The organism is Curtobacterium sp. AB7 (assembly GCF_044909335.1).
Classification (GTDB): domain Bacteria; phylum Actinomycetota; class Actinomycetes; order Actinomycetales; family Microbacteriaceae; genus Curtobacterium.
The window spans coordinates 962,417-981,716 of sequence record NZ_JBIYED010000001.1 but is presented as its reverse complement, the minus strand read 5'-3'; the positions used below and the strand labels follow the sequence as shown (position 1 = coordinate 981,716).

Here is a 19,300-nt window from a genome sequence, read left to right as displayed (position 1 = left end):
GCTCCGGGACATGCCCCGAGCACCGCGTCGCTCCGCCGTGCCGCCGGCTCCGTCCGGCGGCCGTCGGTCCGGCGGCGTGGCCGGGGCGATCGGACGGGAGGCCCTGGGCGCCCTGGTCGCGCTGGCCCTGGCCGTCATCGCCCTCCGCCACGTCGTCGCCACGGAACGGGTCGCCCTGCTCTGGTACGACGGCGACTCGGTGCTGCTGCCCCTGGTGCACCGGTCGATGCAGCTCGGGCAGCCGTTCGAGTGGGCGATGTCCCCGGCGCTGTTCTTCTTCCCCGAGTTGCCGGTCTACCTGCTCTGCGCCCTCGTCACGGGGACCCCGCAGCAGGCCCTGGCGCTGAACGGGGTGCTCGTCCTGCTGGCCGTGTACGCGCTGGTGCGGGCTGCCGCGGAGGAGCTCATGCCGTCGGCCGGACGAGCGGCACGCATCACGGTGTCGGCGGCGAGCGTGGCGTTCGTGACCCTGCTGGTGCTGACGGAGTCGTCGGGCACCGCGACGTCGCTCGAGCTGGCGTCCCTGCTGCTGACCACGACGTACTACTACGGCGTGGTGCTGGCGATGCTCGGCACCGCGGTGCTCGTGCTCCGCGCCGTGCGGGTCGGGCGGGCATCCGTCGTCGTGCTCGTGGTGCTCGGGCTGGTGGCGCTCTGCACGACCGCGTCGAACCCGCTGTACGTCCCGTGGTCCGCCGCACCCGTGGTGGTCACGCTCGTGCTGCTGGCGGCGGTGCGCCGGCTGCCGTGGCGTCCAGCGCTGCTGCTGTCCGGCACCGTGGCGGCCGGGTCGGTGCTCGGGTACCTGGTCCGGATCCCGCTGCGGCCCTTCGTGTCGCTCGACCCGTCCACCTACGTCCGGCCGTCGCGCGCGGTGGAGACCCTGCAGTTCTTCGCGGCGCTGACCGACGTGCGGGCCGGCACGGCAGCGGGCGACGCCGGGCTGCTCCTGATGTTCGTCGGCGTGCTCGTCACCGTCGGCGGCACGGTGTGGGCCTGGCGGGTCCGGACCGCGCGCACCGTGCTCGTCGCGACCGCGCTGCCCCTGGTGACGGTGGTCGCGGCGTCGGTCGGGGTCGTCCTCGTCGGTTCGGAGACGCCGCGGTACCTCGAGCCCGTCGTCACCGCACCGCTGCTGGCCCTCGTCGCGGTGGCCGAGCTCACGCGCACCGCGGTCCGCCGCACCCGCGTGCACCGGCCGTTCCGCGGGGTCCGCGCCACCGTCGCGATCGCCGCCGTCACCGTCCTCGCCGCCGGGGTCGCCACCGCACCGAGCACCGCGCACGCCGTCGCCACCGCCCGGTACACGCCGTCGTCCTGCCTGGACCGCTGGGCGGACGGACGATCGGTCACCGGGGTCGGCCAGTTCTGGACGGTGCGGCCGCTCGCCACGTACTCCGCGACGAACGTGCAGCTGCTGCAGGTCCGCGACACCTTCGACACGTACCCGTGGCTCGTCGACCTCGGGGCCTACCGTGACGCCGACCCGACGTTCGTGGTGGTCGGGTCGCACGACCTGTGGACCACCGCGGTCGAGGACTCCCTCGGTGCCCCGGCGACCATCACGCACTGCACGGGGTTCGACGTCTACGACTACGCGGGGACCTCCGGCGCGGACGTCCTCCGGCGCGACGTGATCGGCAGTGCCGACGAGATCCGCCAGGAGCGCGGGTTCTAGGAGTTGTCCACAGCGGCGCGTCGGCGTCCGATCTTCTCTGTACGGATGTATAGGCTCGTGCTCGATGTCTCGCCCCACCAGCCACCGCACCCCTCGTGCCACCGTGCGCCTCCGCCTCGCCGTCACCGGACTGGCACTCGCGGGCCTGGTCGGCACGGTCGTCGTCGATGCACCCACCGCCCAGGCGGCGACCTACCCCACGTGGGACGAGGTCAAGAACGCCCGCGGCAAGGAATCCGCGAAGCAGGGGCAGATCACCGAGATCAAGGGCATCATCAGCGACCTCGACGCCAAGGTCGAGGCCGCCCAGGCGAAGGCGCAGGAGCTCGGACAGGTGTTCTTCGACGCCCAGTCCGATGCCCAGGACGCCGCAGAAGAAGAGCAGCAGCTCCGCGCGAAGGCGGACGAGCACGCGAAGGTCGCCGAGCAGAGCGCGGCGCAGGCCGGCCAGTTCGCCGCGCAGATGGCCCGCTCCGGCGGTGCCGACGTCACGACCTCGGTGCTCACCAAGGGCGACGATGCGCGCGACCTGCTCTACGACCTCGGCGCGCTGAGCAAGCTGTCCGAACAGGCCGAACGCGTGCAGGCCGCCGCGGCCGTCGACGCCGGCGTCACCCGTTCGCTCGAGGCCCAGGCCGACCGCGCTGCTGCGGAGCTCGACCGGCTCGCCGCGAAGGCCGAGGCCCGCATGCAAGAGGCACAGGCCGCCTCCGACGCCGTGCAGACCGCGTACGACGAACAGCAGTCGAACAAGGCCCGGCTCGACGCCCAGCTCGCGACCCTGGTCTCCGGTCGCGTCCGGACCGAGGCGGAGTTCGCCAAGGGTGAGCAGATCCGCAAGGCGGCCGAGGCGAAGGCTGCGCGCGAGGCCGAAGCCCGTGCCGCCCGAGAACTGGCCGCAGCAGCAGCGGCAGCGAACGCCGGCAGCGGGTCGTCCGGCGGTGGTGGCGGCTCCGGCAGCAGCGGCTCGGGCAGTGGCGGTTCCGCCGGCTCGGGTGGCGGTCAGGGCTGGGTCCGTCCGGCCAGCGGCTACGTCATCAGCCCCTACGGCTACCGCGTGCACCCGATCACCGGGATCGTCACCAAGCACGACGGCACCGACCTCGCCAGCGGCTGCTCGACACCGATCGTCGCAGCATCCGCCGGCACCATCGACTACGTCGGCTGGTACGGCGGCTACGGCAACTACGTCCGCATCAACCACGGCAACGGCGTGCAGACGGCCTACGGGCACATCGTCAACGGTGGGTTCCGGGTCAGCCCGGGACAGCAGGTCTCCGCGGGGCAGCTCATCGCCCTCGTCGGGTCGACCGGTGCATCCACCGGGTGCCACAGCCACGTCGAGGTGCACATCAACGGCGCCACGACCGACCCGGTGCCGTTCATGTCCGCGCGGGGCGTCGCCTTCTAGTCCCCGAGGTCGTCCACGTCGGCGTTCCAGAGCGCCCGGTACCAGGCCGTCCGCTCCGCGTCGTCGGGCAGCCCGTACGCCTGGTGGAACAGCGGCTCCCACCCCGGCCCGTAGTTCCAGCCCAGCGCCATCGTCGCCACCGCCAGGTCGGCCCATCGGTCCGCGACACCCGTGGCGTCCAGGTCGACGTGCCCGCTCCACCGGCCATCGGCACCGATGAGCGTGTTCGGCGTGCAGGGGTCTCCGTGGCACACCACGACGCGGTCGCCGGGCGGCTCCGGGCCCAGGCGGTCCGTGTCGGCACCGGCCGCCCGCGCCCGGACGAGCCGCGCCGCCGTGGACCACTCGAAGGGGCAGTCGTCCACCGGCAGGGTGTCGTGGAACGCACGGAGCCCCTCACCGACCGCGATCACGGCGGTCCGCGGTTCGTCGTGCCAGCGCGGGTCGACGGCGCTCCACCCGGGCACGGCACGCGTGCGCAGCCACACGCCGTCGGCATCGGCACCGTGGTCGAGCACCTCGGGTACCCGCACGTACTGCGACGCCCAGGTCAGCCGGGCCGCTTCGGCGTCGATCCACCGGCCGGAGGCGTGCGGCAGGACCTTGACGAACTCGTCGGCGTGCTCGTCCGGGCCGATCCGGAACGTCGTGCCGCCGATCTCGTTGTGCCAGACCAGGGCGACCTCGCGGCCCCGGGCGGCCTCCACGACCACCCGCGGCACGGGGACGGCGTCCGGCCCCGGCAACCCGCCGATCGAGCGCACCACGACGGACCTAGTGCACGCGGTCCGGGCGCGAGGACCCGGCCCCACCGCGCGCGATCTCGAGCAGGACCGGCAGGCGTTCGCCGAGCAGGGCGTCCAGGTCGGCCACGACGGCCTCGACCCGTTCGGTGACCTCGCGCGGTGAGGCGCCCCGGCGCGGACGGACCCGCACCCGGATCGCCCGGCCACCGCGGACGCGGTAGACGTCGACCGCGAGCGAGGCCACCTGCGGCAGCTCCCCGATCGCCGAGGACAGCGCGTGCTGCACGGCCGTCGACTCGACGCGCACCGAACCGGCGACGCCGTCGGCTGATCCGTCGCTCTCGACGACGGTGCCCTCGCGGCCACCGCCGAGCGTCGTCAGCACCACGATCGCCAGGATGCCGACGACGACCCCGCCGCCGAGCACCCACGTCCACGACAACAGGGAGTCATCGCGCGCCGTGTCCGTGCCGAGGCCCGCGAGTGCATCGCCCGCCGTGCGCCACCAGGACGCCACGAGCGGCAGGCCCTGGGCCGTCTGCACCAGGATCGCGCCGACCCCGGCGACGAGCAGCACGAGCCCGACGACGACGAGCGCCGCCCGGCCCAGGCCACGGTTGGTCGCGTTCATCCGTCCACCCGTCCGGTCGGCTGGACGCGGACCCGCGCAGCGAGGGCGGGCAGCGCGTCGATCGCGGCGAACTCGTGCTCGACGGCCTCGGTCGCAGCCACTGCCGGCACGTCGACGCCGGCGGCGGGGCGCAGCACGACCTCGACGGTCCGGCGGCCCACGGTGCCGACGGCAGCGTCCTGGCCGAGGCGTGTGGCCGAGCGGGCAGCGCGGGCAGCAGCAGAGGCGAGCACCTCGTCGTCGACCACGACGGCGAGCCGGTCGGACGCCATCGCGTGGCGCGGACGCCGCTGCGGCAGGAGTCCCTGCAGCACAAGCACCAGGCCGACGAGGGCGACGATCGCCGCGATCCCGACGACCAGCGTGGTGTCGAGGCCGTCCGGCGCGGCGAGGGCGACGTCCACCACGGCGCGCGGGTCGACGCCGAGGACGTTCTGGTCGAGCAGCACGAGGGCAGCAGCGAAGACGGCAGCGGCTGCGAGCACGAGGGTGATGAGCATCGCGATGACGACGACGCCGGAGCGGGACACGTGTGTCTCACGGCGGAGCAGGCGGCGGTACGTGGCGGCGTGCTCGCCGTGCGACGGAGCGGCGGTCACCGGACCCTCCGCGGCACGTCGACGACCGACGACGCGAACGTCACGGTCACCCGGGACACCTGTCGGCCGGTGATGGTCCGGAGCCGCTCGGCGATCGTGCCGCGGGCGCGGTGCGCGCTCGCGACGACGGGTTCGTCGGGGACCGCGTGGCTCCCCAGCACGGGCAGGGTGAGCGGGGCGGTGATCTCGACCGCCAGCGCGCCGCGGCCGTCGTCGGAGACCCGGGCACGGACCTCCCGGAAGGCCACGCGCAGCGCTTCGGCGGCGACCGCCTGGGCGGTGTGCACCAGCGCCGACGTGCCGATGCGGTCGGAGCCGCGGAGCCGGACGCCGCTGTCGCCGACCGTGGCGACGGCGGCGTCGGTCACGACGAGCTCCGGCGTCCGCGCAGCACGTCGACCAGGCGACGCACGTCGACCTCACCGGCGACGATGCGGGCGACCAGGCCACCGACGGCCGTGCAGACGGCGACGACCACGAACGCCCAGAACCCGAGGGTCACCGCGACGATCGCGAGGAGGGCGCCGACGCCCATCCCGACGACGGTGGCGTTCACCGGACCCGGCCCTCGCGGACGACGCCGTCGAGGTCGTCGGCGGTGCCGTTCAGTGCGGGGATGTTCACGTCGTTGATCGCGATGTTGACCTCGGTGACCTCGAGCCCGACGAGCTCGGTGACGGCGCTCGTGACGGCGGCGCGCACCGCGGTGGCGACGTCCATCATCGGCGTCGGGTAGTCCACGACGATCGTCAGGTCGACGGCGACCTGGGTCTCGCCGACCTCGACGCGGACGCCCTGGCCGAGCGCGCTCGACCCGATCGCGTCGCGGATGGCGCCGAAGGCCCGGGCAGCGTTGCCGCCGAGGGCGAAGACGCCGGGGACGTCACGTGCGGCGATGCCCGCGACCTTGGCGACCACGGTGTCGTCGATGATCGTCCTGCCCTTGGCCGTGACCTGCGTGGTGGTGGTCCCGGTCGTGGTGCCGGTCGCGGTGCCGGTCGTCGCGGTCCCGTCGACGCGGTTCGTCGTCGATGCCATTGCTGCCTCCGATGCGATCGATTCCTGGTGTTCCAGCGAACACCATCGTGCCGTACCCCGGCCGAGGATGGGCGTGCCGGTAGGTTCGATGCCATGCGCGTGGCGACCTGGAACGTGAACTCCGTCCGCACCCGAGTGGGGCGGGTCGTCGACTGGCTGGTGCGCGAGGACGTCGACGTCCTCGGCATGCAGGAGATCAAGTGCAAGCCGGAGCAGTTCCCGGTGCAGGCGTTCGAGGACGCCGGCTACCACGTCGAGGCGCACGGCCTGAACCAGTGGAACGGTGTCGCGTTCGCCAGCCGCCTGCCGATGGAGGACGTGACCCGCGACTTCCCCGGCCAGCCCGGCTTCCTCAAGGGGCACGAGGGGCCGGACCTGCCCGTCGAGGCCCGGGCCATCGGCGTCACCGTCGACGGCGTGCGGCTCTGGAGCCTGTACGTGCCGAACGGGCGCGAGGTCGGCGACCCGCACTACACGTACAAGCTCGACTGGCTCGCGCAGCTGGCCGACCGCACCGCCGACTGGATCGCTGCTTCGCCGGAGACCCCGCTCGCGCTGATGGGCGACTGGAACGTCGCGCCGCTCGACACCGACGTGTGGGACGTCCGCGTGTTCGAGGGGCACACCCACGTCAGCGAACCGGAGCGCGACGCCTTCCGAGCGTTCGAGGCGGCGGGGCTGCAGGACGCCGTCCGGCCGATCGTCCCCGACGGTTACACCTACTGGGACTACAAGCAGCTGCGGTTCCCGCGCAACGAGGGCATGCGCATCGACTTCGTGATGGGCTCGCAGGCCTTCGCCGACGTCGTCACCGACGCCTCGATCCACCGCAACGAGCGGAAGGGCGACGCCCCGAGCGACCACGTGCCCGTGGTGGTCGACCTCGACCTGGACACGTCGCTCGACGACGACCGTCCGATGATCTTCTGAGCCCGTCGGGTTCTGTTACGTCCCGGGTCCACCCGCGTTGAGCGGGGCGGAGGCCGGACGTAGGTTTCCTGCACCGAACCCCTTCGAGAGCAGGTGAAGCCATGTCCCGTACGACGATCCTTCCCATCCAGCGCGTCATGGCGAACGCGGCCCCCGGCGCTTGGCGCGACGGCATCGTCGTCGAGACCCGTCCCGCCGACGCCGTCGTGGTGTTCCTGGACGGCGGCGTGACCCAGCTCCGGGTGGCGGACGCCGACGCCTTCCTGTCGGTCGGCGACCCGGTCGCCCACCACCCGGTGGCGGAGATCCTCAGTGCCGGCGGTCGTCAGACCACGGCGCGCAGCGCGTAGCTCGGGCTCGTCGGCTCAGGCAGACATCGAGGCGAGCATCGCCTCGCACTTCGCGACCATCTCGTCGCAGGCCATGGCGCAGTAGCGGCACGACTCGTCCATGTCCATGTGCCCCCGGCACTCGGCGGCGCACATCGTGCCCATCGTCATCACGGCCATGAGCATCGCCTGCATGCTCGGCAGGTCCATGCCGGCCGGACGCATCATCATGCGCATGCCCGTGTCGGCCATCATCGCCGTGTTGGAGCACATCGCGGCGCAGGTGGCCATCTCGCCGCCCATGCGCATGTCGCTCGCGGAGCACATCGTTGCGGCCATCGACGCGGCGTTCATCGCCATCATCGCGTCCTGCATCAGGTCTGTGTCCATCGCCGCGGGCATGTCCGTCATCGACATGTTCTTCATCATCGCCATCGTGTCCATCGGAGGTCTCCGTCCGTCGTGGTCCCGAGGCGGGTCCGCCCCGTGGGTGTCAGCGTACGCGCGCCCCCTCGGCCGACGCGGTGCACGCGACCCCACGGCGGACGGGAGGCCCGGTGCGGCCCCGCCACGGGCCTCCCGTCCGCCGCGCGGTGCGACCAGGGCCGCTACGGGTGCAGCAGCGCGGCGATCGCGACCAGGACGGGTACCGAGCCGATCGTCGAGATGAGCACGACGTCGCGGGCCACGGGCACCGCCGCACCGTAGCGCTGCGCGTAGTTGAACACGTTCTGCGCCGCGGGCAACGCCGCCAGGGTGGTGAGCACGAAGACGTCCTGGTCGCCGAGCCCGAACACGAACCGTGCGAACACGTACGCGACCGCCGGCATCACCACGAGCTTGATCGACGACGCCACGATGACGTCCGTCCGGATCGCCGGGTCCCGCAGCGGTGCGGCACCGTGCAGGCTCATCCCGAACGACAGCAGGACGACGGGCACGGCAGCCGCGCCGACCAGCGAGAACGGCTCGAGGACGGGGTCGGGCAGCGAGGTGCCGGTCGCCGAGAACACCAGGCCGACCAGCGAGGCGATGATGATCGGGTTCCGGAACGGCCCGGAGATCCGGCGTCCCCAGCCGCCGGCGCCCGACGTCGCGGCGTCGAGGATCGTCAACGCGACCGGCGCGATGACGATGAGCTGCAGCAGGATCACCGGCACGACCGCCGTCGCCTGCCCGAGCACGTAGACGGCCACCGGCAGGCCGATGTTGTTCGCGTTCACGTAGCTCGCGGCCAGGGCGCCGACCGTCGTGGTGGTGACCGGACGCCGCAGCACGAACCGGAAGACGGCCGCCGCTCCGAGTGCGACGACCGCGGCGCTCAGCAGTGAGACCCAGAGCATCGGGGACAGCAGCGACTCGATGTCGGCCGAGGCGATGGTGTGGAAGAGCAGGCAGGGCATGAGCACGAAGAACGCGAGGCGACTCATCACGAACTGCGCGTGCGGGCCGAGCAGTCCGATGCGCCCGACGACGTACCCACCGGCGATGATCGCGCCGATGATCGCGAAGCCGGTCAACACGCCACCCATCGCGTCCATCCTTGCACCATGTGACGTCGCTCAGGTCGGAAATGCGTTCGCATCGAATACCGTTGCAGGCACCATGACCTCGACGAACGCCGACACCCTCACCCGGTCCACCGACTCCAGCCAGCCCCTCGTGCCCCTGCTCGAAGAGCGCTGGAGCCCCCGTTCCTACGACGAGACCGCGACGATCTCGGACGAGCAGTTCGACGCCGTCCTCGAGGCCGCCCGCTGGGCCGCGTCGGCCATGAACTTCCAGCCCCGCCGCTTCATCGCGGGCCGTCGTGGCACCGAGACGTTCCGCAAGATCAACGAGAACCTGCTCGGCTTCAACGCCGCCTGGGCCTTCCGTGCCAGCGCCCTCGTCGCCGGCGTGCTCGAGACCGTGACCGAGGACGGCGACGAGCGTCCCTTCGCGCAGTACGACCTCGGCCAGTCGCTCGCCGCCCTGACCGTCCAGGCGCACGCCGAGGGCCTGCACGTGCACCAGATGGCGGGCATCGACGCCGCCGGCCTGCGCGCAGCGTTCGACCTGCCGGAGCGTTTCCTGCCCTTCACCGTCACGGCCATCGGCACCGTCGCCCACCCGTCGCAGCTCGACGAGAAGGCGGCCGAGCGCGAGGTCGCTCCGCGCACCCGTCTGCCCCTCGACGAGGTCGTGCTCGTCAAGGAGTAGTCCTCGGCACCAACGTCCGGCCGCGTCCCTGTGGGGCGCGGCCGCTGTCGTTTCCGCTGCCGCCGCCGCGTAGTATGTAGTGACATGCAGCCCGAGATGAACTTCTACACGCGCAAGTGGGTCCGCCCCGAGGACCTCAACGCCAACGGCACCCTGTTCGGCGGCAGCCTGCTCCGCTGGATCGACGAAGAGGCCGCCGTCTACGCGATCATCCAGCTCGGCAACGGCAAGGTCGTCACGAAGTACATGTCGGAGATCGAGTTCGTGTCCTCGGCGAAGGAAGGCGACATCGTCGAGATCGGCCTCGTCGCCACCCGCTTCGGCCGCAGCTCGCTCACGATGCGGGCCGAGGCACGGAACCTCTTCACGCACCGCAGCATCCTCACCATCGACGAGGTCGTGTTCGTGAACCTCGACGACGACGGCAACCCGGCGCCGCACGGCTACACGGACATCACGTACGACCGCGACCGGGTCCCCGCGACCCACCGCGCCTGACCCGCGTGACCCCGCAGACATCGCGCAGCAGTCGCGTGCGGTGAACACAGCACCCGGCATGTGATCGGTGGCCTCTGGCAGGATCGGGGCATGACCACGCCCCGCCTCGTCGCCTTCGACCTGGACGACACCCTCGCCCCGTCGAAGTCCTCCCTCGACCCCCGCATGCTCGAGACCTTCGCGTCCCTGCTCGAGGTCGTGCCGGTCGCGGTCATCTCCGGCGGCAACTTCACGCAGTTCGAGCAGCAGCTCGTCACCCCGCTCCGCACCCGCGACGGCCTGACCCTCGACGACCTGCACCTGCTGCCGACGTGCGGCACGCGGTACTACCGCTGGTCCGACGACGACTGGGCACTGCAGTACGCCGAGGACCTCACCGACGACCAGAAGGCACGCGCCCTCGCCGCGGTCGAGTCCGTCGCGAAGGACGCCGGCTACTGGGAGTCCGAGACCTGGGGCGACATCCTCGAGGACCGCGGGTCGCAGATCACGTTCTCCGCACTCGGCCAGGCCGCCCCGGTCGACGTCAAGAAGCAGTGGGACCCGACCGGCGCGAAGAAGGACGACCTGCGTCGCCGGGTGCAGGCGGAGCTCCCCGACCTCGAGGTGCGGTCCGGCGGCTCGACCAGCGTGGACATCACCCGCAAGGGCATCGACAAGGCGTACGGCATGCAGCGTCTCGCCGAGATCACCGGCATCGCGCTCGACGACGTGCTCTTCGTGGGCGACCGGCTCGACCCCGAGGGCAACGACTACCCGGTGAAGGCCCTCGGTGTGCCGTGCCACGCGGTCGAGGGCTGGGAGGACACCGACGCCTTCCTGACCGAGCTCATCCCGACCCTGCGCTGACCGCGCACGAGGCGGCGTCCCCCGGACACGCCGGCGCCTTCCGGCCCTGAGACGGTCGGCACGGCGGACAGGAGGCCCGTTGCGGGCCTGCCCCGCGCCTCCAGGCCGTCGTCGCTCCGCGTCGAGAGCCGCGGGCGCGCGCTCAGCCCAGGCTGCGGACTGCCTCGACGAACGCGCGGATCTTCGCCGGGTCCTTCACGCCGCGCTCCGACTCGACGCCGCTCGACACGTCGACGCCGTCGGGGTCGAGCGCCTCGACCGCGGCCACGACGTTGGCGGGGGTCAGGCCGCCCGCCAGGATCCAGGCCTCGTCGATCCCACCCTCGATCACGGCGGGGTCGATCAGCCGACCGCTGCCCGGCACGGCGGCGTCGAGCAACAGCAGGTCGTGGTCGTACGAGGCGCGCTGCTCGGCGGTCTCGCGCAGGTAGTCCTCGGCCGCGAGGGCGCGGATGGTGAAGAAGCCGGCGTCGCGGGCTCGGGCGAAGTCGGTCGCGGCCTCGCCACCGTGCAGCTGCAGGGTGGTGAGACCGACCTCGGACGCGATGCCGACGATCTCGTCGATCTTCTGGTCGCGGAAGACCCCGACGGCGTCGATGCCGTCCGGCAGCCGCTCGACGAGTTCCTTCGCCAGGTCGGCCGTCACGGTGCGGGGGCTGTTCGCGGCGAAGACGAACCCGACCGCGTCGGCGCCCGCGTCGACGGCGGCGTCCACGGTGTCGGGCGTCGACAGGCCGCAGATCTTGATCCAGCGCTGGTCGGTCATGCTGTCCATCCTGCCAGGGACCACGGACGAACGGGACGCGCGGGCGACCTCAGTGCAGCATGCCCGCGACGTAGGCGGAGCCGCACGCGACCAGCACGCCGAACGCCGCGAACGAGCCCACGAGCACGTTCCGCCGGCGCCAGCGGCGGACGGCCGAGAAGGTCCCGCGCTTCGCGTGCCGGTGGGCCGCACGGTGCATCCGGTGGTCCCGCTGGTGCTTGACCCGCTCCGGTCCGAGCGGCACCGGGCCGGTGACCTGCGTGGAGCCCCCGCGCAGGGCGTTCGCGATCGCGACCGCGGTCGGACGACGCTCCGGGTCGCGGGCGGTCATCCGGCTGAGCAGTTCACGCCACTCCGAGGCGACGTCGTCGGGGATCTCGGGGTCGTGCCGCAGGCGAGCCAGTGCCGCCTCGATCAGGGTGCCCGAGTACTCCTGCTTGCCGGTGAGGGACTCGAGCAGCACCAGTCCGAGCGAGTACACGTCGGTGGCGAAGCTGATCGGCTCACCGGCAACCTGCTCGGGGCTCAGGTACGCCGCCGTTCCGATGATCGTGCCGTCGTTCGTCAGGCGGGAGCCGTCGACGAAGTGCGCGACGCCGAAGTCGGTGAGCTTCACGGTCCGGGCGAAGCCGGACGAGCCCTCGTCGCTGATCAGGATGTTGGCGGGCTTGACGTCCCGGTGCACGATGCCCCGCGAGTGCACGTACGCCAGGGCATCGGCGAGCTGGGCGCCGAGGTCGGCCACTTCGTAGTTGTGCAGGGCCCCCTCGGACAGTCGGCGCAGCAGCGTCGTGTCGGCGATGAGCTCCATCACGATGAACCGGTGCGGGCCGTCGGGGAAGTCGTGCGTGCCGGCGTCGTAGAGCGGGATGAGCCCGGGGTGCGACAGCATGCTGAGGAGCCGGATCTCGCGCTCCTGCCGGACGCGGTCGGCCGTCGTCATCTTGTCCGGGGTCGCGAAGAGCTTCACGGCGACGGCGCGGTAGGTGTGCTCGTCGCGGGCTTCGTAGACGGTCCCCATGCCGCCCGTGCCGATGAGCTTCACCAGCCGGTACCGGCCCGACAGGACCGTCTCCGTCCGCAAGCCGTCCAGCATGGTCATGGGTTCCGTCGTTCCGTCGAGAGCCGCAGGTTCCGCGGCTGCTGCCGACGTGTTGGCTCATGAGAAACGGTACGCGTCCGACCCCGCTTTTGTGCGGGTGTTATGACATCGTGATCGGCGTACTTCCCTGTGTTCATGCGGATGCATCAGGGTACCGTTCGACCTCCGATGAGGGTGAGCGATCACGCAAGGAGGACAGCGATGGCACTGACGAAGGGTGACGAGGTGCACTGGAACACCTCGCAAGGGAAGACGACCGGGAAGCTCGTCCAGAAGCGCACCAGCGACTTCGAGTTCGACGGTCAGACGTTCAAGCCGACCGACGACGATCCGTACTGGATCGTCGAGTCGGAGAAGAGCGGCAAGCGGGCCGCGCACAAGGAGTCGGCACTGACGAAGGCCTGACGACGAGCGGCTCAGTCGCGGGCGGGCTCGGCGCGACGACGACCTCGTGCGCCCCCGCTCGCGGCACCGTCGCCGGTGCCGCCCCCGTCCGCGCGACGGTCTGCCCGCCACCGACGGACCCGCCGGACGACGAACGTCACGACGACGACCGCGATCGCGACGTAGAGCACCCGGTCGATCCACTCGGTGTACTGCTCGACACGGTCGTACTGCGAGCCGAACGCGGCGCCGAGGAGCACGAGCGCGCTGTTCCAGATGCCACTCGCGATGATCGTGAACACCGAGAAGGTGCCGAGGTGCATCCGGTCGGCTCCCGCGGGCAGGGAGATGAGGCTCCGGACGATGGGGACGAACCGACCGAAGAACACGGCGCTCTTGCCGTGCCGGTGGAACCACGCGGCGGCCTTGCGGAAGTCGTCCTCGTCGACCAGTGGGAGCTTGCCGAACCACCGCGTGGTGCGCTCGAACCCGATCTTCGCGCCGAGCCAGTAGAGCACCAGCGCACCGAGGTAGGACCCGAGCGTCGCCAGGACGAGGACGAGCACGAGGTTCATCTGCCCGGCACCCGCCAGGAACCCGGCCAGCGGCAGGATGAGCTCGGACGGGATCGGCGGGAACACCGTCTCGACGAAGAGCATGAGCGCGACGCCCCACTCCCCCAGGGCGTCGATGATCTGGAGCACGAGGCCGGAGAGTCCGCCGAGGTCCGAGGGAGCGGTGGAGTCGCCGGTGGCGACGGTCATGGCACGGGTGGTCACGGCAGTCGTCATGCCCCCAGCATCCCTGAGCGCCCTGTCAGGACCCGGCGCGGTACCTGAACGTCAGCCGAGTCCCATGTGCGAGGTCCGCACGTGCGTCAGCGACCGCGCGAGGGCGCCGCGGGCGACGGCGTCACGACCGACCGTCGACGGGACGATCTCGACGGGGTGCCGGAGCCGGGGCGTGACCACCGCGGCGAGCGCCTCGGCGAACACCGGTGCCGCCGGCAGCACCTCGCCCCCGACGACCACGACCTCGGGGTCGATCGTCGTGACGAGCTGCACGACGCCCGGTGCCACGTCGTCCGCGAAGGCGCGGACCACATCGACCGCCGCCGGGTCCGGGCCGTCCCCGCCGACGGGGCCCGGCGCTGCGCCCCCGCGCCCGGCCGCGGCGAAGACCGACTCGAGGTCCGTGTCGGACGCGATCCGGGCCTCCAGGCGGGCCGGCGCACCGGGCCACCCGGTCGAGGCCAGCCCGCCCATCTCGCCGGCCGCACCGCGCGCTCCGCGCGCCAACGCCCCGTCGATGACGTAGGCCGCACCGATCTGCCGGCCCATCACCAGGTACAGGCCGTCCTGGACGCCCCGGAAGCGCCCCCACATCGCCTCGGCGGTGGCGGCGAGCTTGGCGTCGTTGTCGAAGAACGTCGCGATGCCGGGGAAGAGGTCCTGGATCCGGCCGGGCACGCGGCGCTCGACCCACTCCGGCACGGCGACCGTGTAGTCGATCTCGCCGGCACGGTCGACGACGGCGGGGACGCCGAACGTGGCGGCGAGGACCGGGGACGCCTCCGCGTCGGCCGTCAGGCGTCGGACCACGTCCTGCACGCTCGTCCAGGCCTGCTCCGCGTCGGCGAGGTCCGCGTAGCGCTCCTCGACCCGGGTGAGGGTGTTCCCGCGCAGGTCGGCGCGGATGCCCACGATGCCGTGCAGTCCGAGGTCGACGCCGAGCACGGAACCGGCGGTGGCGTCCGCGGCGAAGCGCTTGGCCCGGCGGCCGGCCTTGTTCGGGGTGGCGATCGCCTCGGCCTCGGTCACCCAGCCCTCGTCGACCAGGTCTGCGAGCGCCGCCTCGACCGTGGGGCGGGAGAGCCCGACGGTGCGGCTGAGCTCGGTCACGGTGCGCGACGCGTCGTCGCGCAGGAGCTCGTCGAGGATGGCCCGGGAGTTCATGAGTCGGAGCACGCCCGGCGTCGTCCCCACGACACTCGGGATCGTTGACACGGTCTCGCCCACGGCCATAGCCTCCACATTACGAAAGATCATTGAGGAATGGTGGACTCCGACATGCTCATCCCACGACCGCGTCGCGCCGTCCCCGGCACCGGCGCCTTCGAGATCACCCCGTCGACCCGCATCGCAGCCGACGCAGCGAGCGGATCGGTCCGACTGTACCTGCAGCAGACGCTGCGGGCGTCGACCGGCCAGCCGGTCCGGGACGCAGCGGACGACGGGGCGGCCTCCGCCGACGTGTCGGTCCGGACGGGCGTCATCTCGCTGCGTGTCACCGACGATCCCTCCCTGCCCGCCGGCCCGCCGTCGCCCGACGGCGAGCGCGCCGAGTCCTTCCGCCTGTCCGTCACACCCGACGGCGTGGACGTCGCCGGCGGCTCGGCCGCCGGCGTGTTCTACGGCGTCCAGGCGCTCCTCCAGCTGCTGCCCGCCGACGTGTACCGGAGCGGCCGCGTCGGCACCGGGCCGTGGTCCGTCCCGTCGACCATCGTCGAGGACGCGCCCGCCTTCGCCTGGCGCGGCGTCATGCTCGACGTCGCCCGGCACTTCCGCACCAAGCACGAGGTCATGCGCGTCGTCGACCAGCTCGCGGCGCACCGGATCAACCGGCTGCACTTCCACCTCACCGAGGACCAGGGCTGGCGCATCGAGATCCGGAAGTACCCGCGCCTGACCGAGGTCGGGTCGTGGCGGCGTGAGTCCCAGGTGGGCGCGCACGTCCCGGACGCCGACGGCGTGCTGCAGCCCGCAGCGTTCGACGGCCGCCCGCACGGCGGGTACTACACGCAGGACGACATCCGCGAGATCGTCGCCTACGCGGCGGACCGGTTCGTCACCGTGGTCCCCGAGATCGAGACGCCCGGACACGTCCGTGCCGCGTTGGCCGCCTACCCGTCGCTCGGCGTGCACCCCGAGACACCGGTGGAGGTCTGGACCGAGTGGGGCATCGCCGACGACGTCCTGAACGCCGACGACAGCACCGTCGACTTCTTCAAGGACGTCCTCGACGAGGTCATCGCGCTCTTCCCCTCCCGCTACATCGGCATCGGCGGCGACGAGTGCCCGAAGGTGCAGTGGGTCGAGGACCCCCGCACGCAGGAGCGCATGCGTTCACTCGGGCTCGAGGACGAAGAGCAGCTGCAGGCCTGGATCATCGGGCAGCTCGCGGCACACGTCGCGTCGCACGGGCGGCAGGCGTTCGGCTGGGACGAGATCCTCGAGGGCGGCACGCTCGACCCCTCGGCGACCATCGTGTCGTGGCGCGGTCTGACCGGCGCCCGGACGGCGGCGAAGCGCGGGCACGACGTGATCTCGTCGCCCGACGACCAGGCCTACCTCGACTACCGCCAGAGCGACCTGGCGACCGAGCCGATCCCGGTGTCGATCGTGCTGACGGTCGACGACGTGTTCGCCTTCGACCCGGTGCCGTCCGGCCTGACCGAGTCCGAGCGCGCCCACGTCATCGGCGGCCAGGGCAACATGTGGACGGAGCACGTCGACACCGCCCGGAAGCTCGACTACCAGCTGTTCCCCCGTGTGGCGGCCCTGGCCGAGGCGCTCTGGTCGGCGGACGTCACCGGTCCGCGCGACGTCGCCGAGTTCCGCGGGCGGCTGGCCGAGCACACCGCGCGGCTCGAGGCGATGGGGATCGAGTACCGGCACGAGGCCGGGCCCTTCCCGTGGGAGCAGCGTCCCGGTGTTCCGGGGCGGCCGCACTCGCGTGAGGACCGTGCCGCCTACATCGACGCGATCACGGCGAACATCGCGGAGTAGCCGGGCGCTCACGCAGCACGCGGGCGTGCTCACGCGCTCGCGCACGCACGCACCGCGCCGAGGTTCCACGACCCGCCGCTCACTTCCGCCGAGGTTCCACGCAGGCCCCGCGCGCGGCCGTGAGGTTCCGAGATCTCGGAACCTCACGGGGTGGCCGCGGCCACGCGAGGACGGGAGGCCCGGTGCCAGCTGGCACCGGGCCTCCCGTCCGCCGCTCGTCCCGTCACCTGCGCGGGACGCCGTCGTCCTAGGCGGCGACCGGTGCGCGCTGACCGACGGTCTCGCCGGCCACGGCGGCCTCGTCACCAGCCGCGGCGTCCGCCGCCGGGGCCCGACGCACCCACTTCTTCAGCCCGACCAGGACCAGCGCGGACACGATCGTGCCGGCCAGGATCGCGACGATGAACATCGCGACGTCACCGATGGCGAAGAACACGAAGATCCCACCGTGCGGCGCCCGCGAGGTCACACCGGCAGCCATCGAGATCGCACCCGTGACCGCGGCACCGACCATCGACGCCGGGATGACACGCAGCGGGTCGGCGGCCGCGAACGGGATCGCACCCTCGGAGATGAAGGACGCTCCGAGCAGCCAGGCGGCCTTGCCGTTCTCGCGCTCGGGCTTCGTGAACCCCTTGCGGTACAGGACGGTCGACGCGAGTGCCAGGGCGAGCGGCGGCACCATGCCGGCTGCCATGACGGCGGCCATGATCTCGAACGGCACGACGTTCGTGGCGGTCCCGGCACCGAGCCCGGCGACGGCGAACGCGTAGGCCACCTTGTTGACCGGGCCACCGAGGTCGAACGCCATCATCAGGCCGAGGATGATGCCGAGCAGGATCGCCGAGGCACCGGACAGCGAGTTGAGGAACTCGGTCAGCTGTGTCATCAGCCAGGCGATCGGTCCACCGAGCACGAGCAGCATGAGGCCGGAGGCGATGATCGACGCGAAGAGCGGGATGATCACGACGGGCATCAGGCCGCGCAGCCAGCGCCAGGTCGGGATGCGCCCGATCCAGTACGCGGCGGCACCGGCGATGAGGCCGCCGATCAGGCCGCCGAGGAACCCGGCGTTCATGAACACGGCGATGGAGCCGGCGACGAAGCCGGGCGCGATGCCGGGTCGGTCGGCCATGGCGTAGGCGATGTACCCGGCGAGCGCTGCGACCAGGAAGCCCAGCGACACGGAGCCGATCTGGAACGCGGCGGCACCGAGGTAGTAGCGGAGCCCCTCCGGCGGCAGGTCGACCAGGTTGTAGTGCTGGAGCGCGAAGACCGCGTTGTTGACGCCGTCGTCACCGTGGGTGAGTGCGATGCCGTACCCGGCGAGCAGGAAGCCGAGCGCGATGAGCAGCCCGCCGCCCGCGACGAACGGGATCATGTAGCTGACGCCGGTGAGCAGCCAGCGCTTCAGCGCCTGGCCGAAGTGCTCGTTCTTCGTGTTCGTCTCGGTCGTGGCGGCACCACCCTGGACCCGCGCGGCGTTCGGGTCGTCCGAGGCGCGGATGGCCTCGGCGATCATCTTGTCGGGCTCGTCGACGCCGCGCTTGACGGGGCCGGAGACGAGGGGCTTGCCGGCGAAGCGACCGCGGTCGCGGACGTCGACGTCGACCGCGAACACGACGGCGTCGGCGCGGGCGATGAGGGCCGGGTCGAGGGGCTCGACCTGCGAGGAGCCCTGGGTCTCGACGTGCATCTCGGCGCCGGCGCGCTGCGCCGCGGCGACGAGGGCGTCAGCCGCCATGTAGGTGTGCGCGATGCCGGTCGGGCAGGCGGTGACGCCGACGAAGACCTTGCGGCCCGGCGCCGGTGCGGCGGTCGGACTGGAGGCACTGCTCGCCTTCCCGACGCCGGCTTCGGACACCTCGCCGCTCACCTCGCGGTCGACGAGCTGGACGATCTCGTCCGGGGTGGCTGCGGCGCGCAGGGCGGCGGTGAAGTCGTCACGGATGAGCGCACGGGCCAGGGTCGAGAGGACCGTCAGGTGGTCCTTGTCGGCGCCCTCGGGCACGGCGATCATGAAGACGATGTCGGCGTCGCCGTCCGGGGCGCCGAACGACACCTTCCGGGCGAGGCGAGCGAACGCCAGGGTCGGCTCGGACACCGACGCCGAACGGGCGTGCGGGATCGCGATGCCACCGGGCACGCCGGTGCCGACGCTGGCCTCGCGCTTGATGGCGTCCTCGGCCAGGACCCGGCCGTCGGCGGCGCGGCCGGTCGCGGCGACGCGGTCGGCGAGGACGCGGATGACGTCGGCCGAGGTGGCACCGAGGTCCTCGTCGAGGCCGACGAGCTGGGCGCTGATGAGGCGCGGACTCGAGTCTGCGGACATGTGCTTGCTCCTTCGCA

The 19,300-nt window shown here is 72.1% G+C and carries 22 protein-coding genes; 9 read left to right on the top strand and 13 right to left on the bottom strand.

What is annotated here, in order from left to right; genetic code table 11:
- Positions 1-10 precede the first annotated feature (10 nt).
- Together ABH929_RS04905 and ABH929_RS04900 are read left to right on the top strand one after the other, a co-directional pair.
- Positions 11-1,678: a hypothetical protein gene (locus ABH929_RS04905; protein ID WP_404560344.1), complete on the top strand. Its 1,668-nt coding sequence runs from the start codon at positions 11-13 to the stop codon at positions 1,676-1,678.
- Between the two features lie 64 nt (positions 1,679-1,742).
- The gene (locus ABH929_RS04900) at positions 1,743-3,089 is read left to right on the top strand and encodes a peptidoglycan DD-metalloendopeptidase family protein (RefSeq protein WP_404560343.1); all 1,347 of its coding nucleotides are present in this window, start codon (positions 1,743-1,745) and stop codon (positions 3,087-3,089) included.
- Here ABH929_RS04900 and ABH929_RS04895 read toward each other — a convergent pair.
- From ABH929_RS04895 to ABH929_RS04870, 6 genes are read right to left on the bottom strand one after another with little or no spacing between them, the layout of a single operon-like run.
- Complete coding sequence (locus ABH929_RS04895) at positions 3,086-3,856, bottom strand: phosphotransferase (RefSeq protein WP_404560342.1); 771 nt, start codon at positions 3,854-3,856, stop codon at positions 3,086-3,088. The two genes, ABH929_RS04900 and ABH929_RS04895, sit on opposite strands and share 4 nt — an antisense overlap.
- A 7-nt stretch (positions 3,857-3,863) precedes the next feature.
- On the bottom strand, positions 3,864-4,466 hold the full coding sequence (locus ABH929_RS04890) for a hypothetical protein (RefSeq protein WP_404560341.1): 603 nt from the start codon (positions 4,464-4,466) through the stop codon (positions 3,864-3,866).
- On the bottom strand, positions 4,463-5,065 hold the full coding sequence (locus ABH929_RS04885; RefSeq protein WP_404560340.1) for a hypothetical protein: 603 nt from the start codon (positions 5,063-5,065) through the stop codon (positions 4,463-4,465). The genes ABH929_RS04890 and ABH929_RS04885 overlap by 4 nt, the downstream gene beginning before the upstream one ends.
- Entirely contained in the window at positions 5,062-5,433 is a 372-nt protein-coding gene (locus ABH929_RS04880) for a hypothetical protein (protein ID WP_404560339.1), read from the bottom strand. The genes ABH929_RS04885 and ABH929_RS04880 overlap by 4 nt, the downstream gene beginning before the upstream one ends.
- On the bottom strand, positions 5,430-5,621 hold the full coding sequence (locus ABH929_RS04875) for a DUF2273 domain-containing protein (protein ID WP_263091241.1): 192 nt from the start codon (positions 5,619-5,621) through the stop codon (positions 5,430-5,432). Before ABH929_RS04875 ends, ABH929_RS04880 begins: the two co-directional genes overlap by 4 nt.
- Positions 5,618-6,103 carry an Asp23/Gls24 family envelope stress response protein gene (locus ABH929_RS04870; RefSeq protein ID WP_263091242.1) on the bottom strand — a complete coding sequence of 162 codons (486 nt, stop codon included), beginning with the start codon at positions 6,101-6,103 and terminating at the stop codon, positions 5,618-5,620. Before ABH929_RS04870 ends, ABH929_RS04875 begins: the two co-directional genes overlap by 4 nt.
- A 93-nt stretch (positions 6,104-6,196) precedes the next feature.
- Here ABH929_RS04870 and ABH929_RS04865 point away from each other — a divergent pair, with 93 nt between their 5' ends.
- Both ABH929_RS04865 and ABH929_RS04860 read left to right on the top strand, forming a co-directional pair.
- Complete coding sequence (locus ABH929_RS04865) at positions 6,197-7,033, top strand: exodeoxyribonuclease III (RefSeq protein WP_404560338.1); 837 nt, start codon at positions 6,197-6,199, stop codon at positions 7,031-7,033.
- Between the two features lie 101 nt (positions 7,034-7,134).
- On the top strand, positions 7,135-7,383 hold the full coding sequence (locus tag ABH929_RS04860) for a nuclease (RefSeq protein ID WP_123937443.1): 249 nt from the start codon (positions 7,135-7,137) through the stop codon (positions 7,381-7,383).
- Between the two features lie 15 nt (positions 7,384-7,398).
- Here ABH929_RS04860 and ABH929_RS04855 read toward each other — a convergent pair whose 3' ends face one another.
- Positions 7,399-7,806 carry an aldehyde dehydrogenase gene (locus ABH929_RS04855; protein ID WP_404560337.1) on the bottom strand — a complete coding sequence of 136 codons (408 nt, stop codon included), beginning with the start codon at positions 7,804-7,806 and terminating at the stop codon, positions 7,399-7,401.
- 164 nt (positions 7,807-7,970) lie between these two features.
- Complete coding sequence (locus ABH929_RS04850; RefSeq protein ID WP_205463819.1) at positions 7,971-8,894, bottom strand: AEC family transporter; 924 nt, start codon at positions 8,892-8,894, stop codon at positions 7,971-7,973.
- Between the two features lie 73 nt (positions 8,895-8,967).
- Between ABH929_RS04850 and ABH929_RS04845 the strand changes: the two genes are divergently transcribed.
- The 3 genes from ABH929_RS04845 (at position 8,968) to ABH929_RS04835 (ending at position 10,911) form a co-directional block, all read left to right on the top strand.
- A complete protein-coding gene (locus ABH929_RS04845; RefSeq protein ID WP_404560336.1) occupies positions 8,968-9,564 on the top strand; it encodes a nitroreductase family protein in 597 nt (198 codons plus the stop codon).
- Between the two features lie 84 nt (positions 9,565-9,648).
- Positions 9,649-10,062, top strand: coding sequence for an acyl-CoA thioesterase (locus tag ABH929_RS04840; RefSeq protein ID WP_111086180.1), 414 nt, complete (start codon positions 9,649-9,651; stop codon positions 10,060-10,062).
- Positions 10,063-10,152: 90 nt separating this feature from the next.
- Positions 10,153-10,911, top strand: a complete 759-nt coding sequence (locus tag ABH929_RS04835) for an HAD-IIB family hydrolase (protein ID WP_404560335.1) — start codon at positions 10,153-10,155, stop codon at positions 10,909-10,911.
- Positions 10,912-11,053: 142 nt separating this feature from the next.
- Here the strand turns inward: ABH929_RS04835 and ABH929_RS04830 are convergent, their stop codons facing one another.
- Both ABH929_RS04830 and ABH929_RS04825 read right to left on the bottom strand, forming a co-directional pair.
- Positions 11,054-11,677 (bottom strand): phosphoribosylanthranilate isomerase, encoded by a 624-nt coding sequence (locus tag ABH929_RS04830; protein WP_123293557.1) that lies wholly within the window; start codon positions 11,675-11,677, stop codon positions 11,054-11,056.
- Between the two features lie 49 nt (positions 11,678-11,726).
- A complete protein-coding gene (locus ABH929_RS04825) occupies positions 11,727-12,779 on the bottom strand; it encodes a serine/threonine-protein kinase (protein ID WP_263091245.1) in 1,053 nt (350 codons plus the stop codon).
- A gap of 201 nt (positions 12,780-12,980) precedes the next feature.
- Between ABH929_RS04825 and ABH929_RS04820 the strand changes: the two genes are divergently transcribed.
- Entirely contained in the window at positions 12,981-13,184 is a 204-nt protein-coding gene (locus ABH929_RS04820) for a DUF2945 domain-containing protein (protein ID WP_123654508.1), read from the top strand.
- Positions 13,185-13,195: 11 nt separating this feature from the next.
- On the opposite strand, the gene ABH929_RS04815 is transcribed toward ABH929_RS04820, so the two are convergent.
- Both ABH929_RS04815 and ABH929_RS04810 read right to left on the bottom strand, forming a co-directional pair.
- Positions 13,196-13,954 carry a DedA family protein gene (locus ABH929_RS04815; RefSeq protein WP_404560334.1) on the bottom strand — a complete coding sequence of 253 codons (759 nt, stop codon included), beginning with the start codon at positions 13,952-13,954 and terminating at the stop codon, positions 13,196-13,198.
- Positions 13,955-14,005: 51 nt separating this feature from the next.
- Positions 14,006-15,181 carry an ROK family protein gene (locus tag ABH929_RS04810; protein WP_404560333.1) on the bottom strand — a complete coding sequence of 392 codons (1,176 nt, stop codon included), beginning with the start codon at positions 15,179-15,181 and terminating at the stop codon, positions 14,006-14,008.
- A gap of 36 nt (positions 15,182-15,217) precedes the next feature.
- Here ABH929_RS04810 and ABH929_RS04805 point away from each other — a divergent pair, with 36 nt between their 5' ends.
- Positions 15,218-16,951 carry a beta-N-acetylhexosaminidase gene (locus ABH929_RS04805; protein WP_263091248.1) on the top strand — a complete coding sequence of 578 codons (1,734 nt, stop codon included), beginning with the start codon at positions 15,218-15,220 and terminating at the stop codon, positions 16,949-16,951.
- Positions 16,952-17,198: 247 nt separating this feature from the next.
- Here the strand turns inward: ABH929_RS04805 and ABH929_RS04800 are convergent, their stop codons facing one another.
- Positions 17,199-19,283, bottom strand: coding sequence for a fructose-specific PTS transporter subunit EIIC (locus ABH929_RS04800; protein ID WP_263091249.1), 2,085 nt, complete (start codon positions 19,281-19,283; stop codon positions 17,199-17,201).
- Between the last annotated feature and the right edge of the window lie 17 nt (positions 19,284-19,300).

What these genes read in the sequence shown, in the direction of transcription:
- ABH929_RS04820 (WP_123654508.1), top strand. Translation starts at nt 12,981, where the DNA reads ATGGCACTGACGAAGGGTGACGAGGTGCACTGGAACACCTCGCAAGGG.
- ABH929_RS04835 (WP_404560335.1), top strand. Translation starts at nt 10,153, where the DNA reads ATGACCACGCCCCGCCTCGTCGCCTTCGACCTGGACGACACCCTCGCC.
- ABH929_RS04870 (WP_263091242.1), bottom strand. Translation starts at nt 6,103, where the DNA reads ATGGCATCGACGACGAACCGCGTCGACGGGACCGCGACGACCGGCACC.
- ABH929_RS04900 (WP_404560343.1), top strand. Translation starts at nt 1,743, where the DNA reads ATGTCTCGCCCCACCAGCCACCGCACCCCTCGTGCCACCGTGCGCCTC.
- ABH929_RS04800 (WP_263091249.1), bottom strand. Translation starts at nt 19,283, where the DNA reads ATGTCCGCAGACTCGAGTCCGCGCCTCATCAGCGCCCAGCTCGTCGGC.
- ABH929_RS04840 (WP_111086180.1), top strand. Translation starts at nt 9,649, where the DNA reads ATGCAGCCCGAGATGAACTTCTACACGCGCAAGTGGGTCCGCCCCGAG.
- ABH929_RS04860 (WP_123937443.1), top strand. Translation starts at nt 7,135, where the DNA reads ATGTCCCGTACGACGATCCTTCCCATCCAGCGCGTCATGGCGAACGCG.
- ABH929_RS04865 (WP_404560338.1), top strand. Translation starts at nt 6,197, where the DNA reads ATGCGCGTGGCGACCTGGAACGTGAACTCCGTCCGCACCCGAGTGGGG.
- ABH929_RS04850 (WP_205463819.1), bottom strand. Translation starts at nt 8,894, where the DNA reads ATGGGTGGCGTGTTGACCGGCTTCGCGATCATCGGCGCGATCATCGCC.
- ABH929_RS04855 (WP_404560337.1), bottom strand. Translation starts at nt 7,806, where the DNA reads ATGGACACGATGGCGATGATGAAGAACATGTCGATGACGGACATGCCC.
- ABH929_RS04845 (WP_404560336.1), top strand. Translation starts at nt 8,968, where the DNA reads ATGACCTCGACGAACGCCGACACCCTCACCCGGTCCACCGACTCCAGC.
- ABH929_RS04805 (WP_263091248.1), top strand. Translation starts at nt 15,218, where the DNA reads ATGGTGGACTCCGACATGCTCATCCCACGACCGCGTCGCGCCGTCCCC.
- ABH929_RS04825 (WP_263091245.1), bottom strand. Translation starts at nt 12,779, where the DNA reads ATGACCATGCTGGACGGCTTGCGGACGGAGACGGTCCTGTCGGGCCGG.
- ABH929_RS04905 (WP_404560344.1), top strand. Translation starts at nt 11, where the DNA reads ATGCCCCGAGCACCGCGTCGCTCCGCCGTGCCGCCGGCTCCGTCCGGC.
- ABH929_RS04830 (WP_123293557.1), bottom strand. Translation starts at nt 11,677, where the DNA reads ATGACCGACCAGCGCTGGATCAAGATCTGCGGCCTGTCGACGCCCGAC.
- ABH929_RS04815 (WP_404560334.1), bottom strand. Translation starts at nt 13,954, where the DNA reads ATGACGACTGCCGTGACCACCCGTGCCATGACCGTCGCCACCGGCGAC.
- ABH929_RS04890 (WP_404560341.1), bottom strand. Translation starts at nt 4,466, where the DNA reads ATGAACGCGACCAACCGTGGCCTGGGCCGGGCGGCGCTCGTCGTCGTC.